The organism is Nocardiopsis sp. TNDT3, assembly GCF_003427465.1.
GTDB lineage: Bacteria > Actinomycetota > Actinomycetes > Streptosporangiales > Streptosporangiaceae > Nocardiopsis > Nocardiopsis dassonvillei.
The window spans coordinates 1-4,992 of record NZ_QPFC01000578.1; the positions used below are offsets into that span (position 1 = coordinate 1).

At 74.4% G+C, this 4,992-nt stretch carries 5 protein-coding genes; 3 read left to right on the plus strand and 2 right to left on the minus strand.

Translation table 11 applies throughout. The features are described from left to right. Positions 1 to 38 precede the first annotated feature (38 nt). Positions 39 to 797 (minus strand): dipeptidase PepE, encoded by a 759-nt coding sequence (gene pepE / locus DQW06_RS14785; RefSeq protein WP_013152719.1) that lies wholly within the window; start codon positions 795 to 797, stop codon positions 39 to 41. 9 nt (positions 798 to 806) lie between these two features. Beyond that, positions 807 to 1,658, minus strand: a complete 852-nt coding sequence (locus DQW06_RS14790; protein WP_013152720.1) for an IclR family transcriptional regulator — start codon at positions 1,656 to 1,658, stop codon at positions 807 to 809. 216 nt (positions 1,659 to 1,874) lie between these two features. On the opposite strand from DQW06_RS14790, the gene DQW06_RS14795 reads away from it, so the two are divergent. From DQW06_RS14795 to DQW06_RS14805, 3 genes are read left to right on the plus strand one after another with little or no spacing between them, the layout of a single operon-like run. Continuing rightward, complete coding sequence (locus tag DQW06_RS14795; protein ID WP_071621922.1) at positions 1,875 to 3,524, plus strand: OPT/YSL family transporter; 1,650 nt, start codon at positions 1,875 to 1,877, stop codon at positions 3,522 to 3,524. A gap of 14 nt (positions 3,525 to 3,538) precedes the next feature. Continuing rightward, complete coding sequence (locus tag DQW06_RS14800) at positions 3,539 to 4,246, plus strand: AroM family protein (RefSeq protein WP_013152722.1); 708 nt, start codon at positions 3,539 to 3,541, stop codon at positions 4,244 to 4,246. Further along, positions 4,243 to 4,908, plus strand: a complete 666-nt coding sequence (locus DQW06_RS14805) for an aspartate/glutamate racemase family protein (protein WP_013152723.1) — start codon at positions 4,243 to 4,245, stop codon at positions 4,906 to 4,908. Before DQW06_RS14800 ends, DQW06_RS14805 begins: the two co-directional genes overlap by 4 nt. The last annotated feature ends 84 nt before the right edge of the window (positions 4,909 to 4,992 follow it).

Consider the following 4,992-nt stretch of genomic DNA (forward strand, 5'->3'; position numbering starts at 1 on the left):
GGCCCCGCGCCCCTTCCCGGGGCCCCGCGCCGCGGACCCTAGACCGGCTGGTCGAAGCGGGGCGTGCGCGCGAACAGGTCGGTCACCTCGCCCGACACCTCGAAGGGGGCCGTGCCGCGGCGGAAGACGATCGCCGGGCCCGGCGCGTCCGGCTGCACCGCGGCGCCGCCCACGGTCGCGCGGACCACGTCCGACCCCGCGCCCCGCACGCGCAGGTGCGTCCCCTCGCGCAGGCCGAGGACGTCCACGTCGTTGGCCTCCAGGAACTCCGTCAGCCGGGTCTCACGGGTCTCGCCCTGGTGCGTGGACCGGGGGTCGGCGTCCAGGTAGTGCGGGTTGATCTGGAACGGGACGAACCCCAGCGCGGTGAAGGACGGCGGCTCCACGATGGGCATGTCGTTGGTGGTGCGCAGCGTGGGGGCGGTGATGTTGGTGCCCGCGCTCGCCCCCATGTAGGGCAGCCCGGCCAGGACGCGGTCGCGCAGGTCGTCCAGGAGCCCGGTGCGCTGGAGGGCGGCCACGAGGCGGAACGTGTTGCCCCCGCCCACGAAGACGGCCTGCGCCTCGTCCAGGACCCGCGCGGCCCCGGCGTCCGCCGGGACCCCCGTCACGCGGATTCCGCGCGCCGCGAAGGCCTCGGCCACCCGCGCGGTGTAGGCGCCGTGGTCGCCCCCCGCGAACGGCACGAACGCGACCGCGTCGCGGCCGTCGAGGAAGGCCTCCACCTCCTCCCACGCGTGGTCGAGGTAGCCCCGGCCGTGGTTGGTCGAGTTGGAGAAGAGCAGCAGCTCGGGCATGGTCCCCCTTCAGGGAGCGGTCGGGCGCGGGGAGGGGCGGGAGCCGTGCCCCCGCCTCCAGTTGCGCGTGGGCGGTGCCGGGCGGCGGTTGGACAGCAGCCCGGTGAGACCGTCGGCCGCGGCGCGCAGCGGCGCCAGGTGGTCGAGCAGGTCGTCGTCGTGGTCGGAGTGCTTGTTCTCCACCAGCGTCACGGAGCCGACCGGGCGCTTGCCGCCGAACACGGGGACGGCCAGCGCGCGGGACGCGGCGTCGTACTCGCCCTGGGAGAGCGCGTAGCCCTGCTCGACGGCCTCGTCGAAGAGCTCCTCGACCTGCTGTTCGTCGAAGGGCGTGAGGTCGGAGAAGCGGGCGGAGGGGCGCCCCGCCAGCAGGGCCCTGCGCTCCGCCGGGTCCAGGAAGGCGAAGTAGGCCCGGGAGGTGGCCCCGGCGTGGGCGGGGTAGAGCTCGTCGAGGAAGGGGTGGGAGCGGCGCGGGCCCTCCGAGCCGCCGACCGCGGCGATGCAGCGCACGTGCGCGCCGTCGGGGACGCAGAACAGGCAGGTGCGGCCGCTGGAGCGGGCCAGATCGGCGAGCAGGGGTTCGGCCAGGACGGAGAGGCCGCCCGAGCGCTCCCACAGCCCGGCCATGCGCCACATGGCGGGGCCCATGCTGTAGCGGCGCGTGTCGGGGTCGGCGCGCAGGAACCCCTTGCCCGCCAGGGAGGCCAGGAGGCGCTGGGCGGTCGACTTCGACAGGCCGAACTCGTCGGCGAGTTCGAGGACGCCCCAGCTCGTGCGGTACTCGTCGAAGCTGAGGAGGACGTCGAGCGCCCGGTCGACCGTCTGGAGCGGGCCGGTGCGTTCCGTGGAACCGGTGGACATGGAAGCCCACCCTACGTCCCGCGGAGGGACCGGCACCCCCGGCTTCGGGGATCGAAATGTGATCTTAACTCCCACATAGTGGGAAACCTTTGCCCCGGCGGGTGAACGGGAGGCAGCCTGGGCGTGACGGGCCAGGACGCGGCAGCCGCGCACCGCAGGCCTTTGACCAGCGACACTCCGTCCTCGACGGACGTGAGCCATCCCTGAAGGACACACATGGAACCGTCGGCACCTGGTTCGTCCACCGAACCGCAGACCCCGGGAAGCGCCCGCCACCCGCGCGCGTTCGAACCCGTCGTCGTCATCGTCACCGTCCTGGTGAGCCTCCTCGGGGCGGTGATCGGCATCCACATGATCACGACGCTCGGGGTCTCGCCCAACACCAGCGTCATCGGCGCGGTCGTGGCCATGCTCATCGGCCGGATCGGGTTCCTGGGGCTGCGCTCGATGCGCAACACCAACCGGCAGAACCTCATCCAGTCCTCGATCTCCGGCGCGACCTTCGCCTCGGCGAACTCCCTGCTCACCCCGATCGCCATCCCGTTCCTCTTCGGCCGCCCCGACCTGGTGTGGCCGATGCTGCTGGGCGCGTCCCTGGGCCTGCTCATCGACGTGTTCGTGCTCTACAAGGCGTTCGGCTCCCGGTTCCTGCCCGCCGACGCGGCCTGGCCGCCCGGGGTGGCGGCGGCCGAGACCATCAAGGCCGGTGACCGGGGCGGACGCCAGGCGGCCATCCTGGTGGGCGGCGGCGCGGTCGGGCTCGGCGCCTCCTTCCTGGGCATGCCGATGTCGGCGGCGGGCATCGCCATGATCGGCAACGTCTGGGCCCTGCTCATGTTCGCCGTAGGCCTGCTCGTCGCCCAGTACTCCCCGGCGGTCATCGGGATCGACCTCAACTCGATCTACGTGCCGCACGGCGTCATGATCGGCGCGGGCGTGGTCGCGCTGGCGCAGATCGTGGTCATCCTCGCCGGCCGCCAGAGCCGCAGGGAGAGGGAGCGCGAGGCCGCCCGCGACCGCGCCGCCCAGGACGACCCGTCCCTGGCCTACACCGTGGACCGCGCCACCCTGGGCCGGGCCCTGGGCTCGGGCTACGTGCTGTTCGCCCTGGGCGCCCTCGTGCTCGCGGTCACCGGCGGGATCTGGGCGGACATGAGCTGGCTGGGCATCCTCGGATTCGTCCTGTTCGCCGCCGTGGCCGCCCTGGTCCACGAACTCATCGTCGGCCTGGCCGCCATGCACGCGGGCTGGTTCCCCGCCTTCGCGGTCACCCTCATCTTCCTCATCCTCGGCCTGGCGCTGGGCATCCCCGGGGTGCCGCTGGCCCTGCTCGTGGGCTACTGCGCGGCCACCGGCCCCGCCTTCGCGGACATGGGCTACGACTTCAAGGCCGGGTGGGTGCTGCGCCGCGACCGCCGCCCCTACACCGCCTTCGAGCTCGACGGACGCCGCCAGCAGCTCATCTCCTCCATGATCGGGTTCGCCGTCGCCATCGGCATGGTCGCGCTGCTCTGGCAGGGCCTGTTCGAGGACGGCGCCGTGCCGCCCACCTCGATCGTCTACGCCGACACCATCAAGGCCGGGCTGAGCGACCCCTCCGTCCTGCTCCAGCTCGCCCTGTGGGCCGTGCCCGGCGCGATCGTGCAGCTCCTGGGCGGCCCCCGGCGCCAGATGGGCGTCCTGCTCGCCACCGGTCTGCTCGTGGCCACGCCCAACGCCGGATGGCTCGTCCTGGCCGGGCTGGCGATCCGCCTGGTGTGGGAGCGCCGCCGCGGCGAGAAGGGCGAGCAGGAGATCGCCCTGGTCGGCGCCGGGCTCATCGCCGGGGACTCCGTCCACTCCGTCGGCACCGTCTTCAGCCGCTGAACCCGGGAGGAACCATGACACGACTCGGAGTCGTCACCATCGGCCAGGCGCCGCGCACGGACCTGACCCCGGAGATCACCGCCCTGGTGCCCGAGGCCACCGTGGTCGAGCGGGGCGTCCTGGACGGCCTCACCCGCGACCAGATCGAGGCGCGGCCGGTCGCCCCCGACGACCACGCCCTCACCACCCGCCTCGCCGACGGCACCTCCGTCGTCCTGGGCGAGTCCCTGGTCATGGAGCGCCTGCCGGGACTGCTCGCCGACCTGGAACGCGAGGTGGACGCGGTGCTGCTCGCCTGCACCGGCGCCTTCCCGGAGCTGGAGCACACCAAGCCGCTCTTCGTGCCCGACCGGATGATCGCCTTCGGGGCCGCGGCCCTGCTCGGCGACACCGGGCGCCTGGGCGTCGTGTGCCCCCTGCCCGAGCAGAGGCGCGACACCGAGGCCAAGTTCGGCCGCCGCCTGCCCGCCGGGGCCCGGGTGCTCACCGACGTGTGCTCCCCCTACACCGGCACCCCCGACGGCCTCGCCGCCGCCGCACGGCGTCTGGCCGACGCCGGAGCCGACCTCCTGGCCCTGGACTGCGTCGGCTACACCGAGGAGATGCGCGCCCGCGCGGCCGCGGCCTCGGGCCTGCCGGTGGTCCTGGCCCGGTCGGTGTGCGTGCGCCTGGCCTCGGAGGTCCTGGACTCGCTCGGCGCGCGGACGGGGGCGGCGGCATGAGGATCGGCGTCATCCGGGTGGTCACCACCGACGACCGGGAGCAGCTCGACGCGCACGGCCGCGTCATCCGCGAGGAGCTCGGCGTGGACACCGTCTCGCGGTGCCTGCCCGACCAGCCCGACGGCGTGCACGACGACGCCACCTTCGCGCTCGCCTCGGCCAAGGTCGCCGACCTGGCCGCGCGCATGGAACGCGAGGACGGCGTGGACGCGCTGCTCGTCAGCTGCGCCGCCGACCCGGGCCTGGCCCTCGCCCGCGCCGCGGTCGGCGTTCCCGTCGTCGGCGCGGGGGAGGCCGCGGCCCGCCGGGCCCTGGAACTGGGCTCGAAGGTCGGCGTCCTGGACCTGACCACCCGCACCCCGGACTCGGTCACCTCCGTGCTCGGACCCGCCCTCGTCGCCGCGCTCGTGCCCGAGGGCGTGCGCCGGACCCACGACCTGCGCACCGACGCGGGCCTGGCCGCCTCGGTCCGGGCCGCCGAACGCCTGGTCGCCATGGGCGCGGACACCCTGATGTTCGCCTGCACCGGCATGACCACCATCGGCCTGGCCGCCCGCCTCACCGACCGGGTCGGCGTCCCCGTCGTGGACGCCGTCCGCGCCGGGGCGCGCGCCGCCGTGCGTGCGGCCGAAGGCGCGGCGGAGGGCCCGGCCCGGGGCTGAGCCCGAAACCGCGACAACACGGCAACGCGCCAACGCGACAAGCCGTGTCGCCCGCGCGCACAGGCCGCGCGGCTACCACCCGAA

Bases quoted from the DNA above. Each gene is read 5' to 3' on its own strand.
- pepE (WP_013152719.1), bottom strand. From the start codon at position 797: ATGCCCGAGCTGCTGCTCTTCTCCAACTCGACCAACCACGGCCGGGGC.
- DQW06_RS14790 (WP_013152720.1), bottom strand. From the start codon at position 1,658: ATGTCCACCGGTTCCACGGAACGCACCGGCCCGCTCCAGACGGTCGAC.
- DQW06_RS14795 (WP_071621922.1), top strand. From the start codon at position 1,875: ATGGAACCGTCGGCACCTGGTTCGTCCACCGAACCGCAGACCCCGGGA.
- DQW06_RS14800 (WP_013152722.1), top strand. From the start codon at position 3,539: ATGACACGACTCGGAGTCGTCACCATCGGCCAGGCGCCGCGCACGGAC.
- DQW06_RS14805 (WP_013152723.1), top strand. From the start codon at position 4,243: ATGAGGATCGGCGTCATCCGGGTGGTCACCACCGACGACCGGGAGCAG.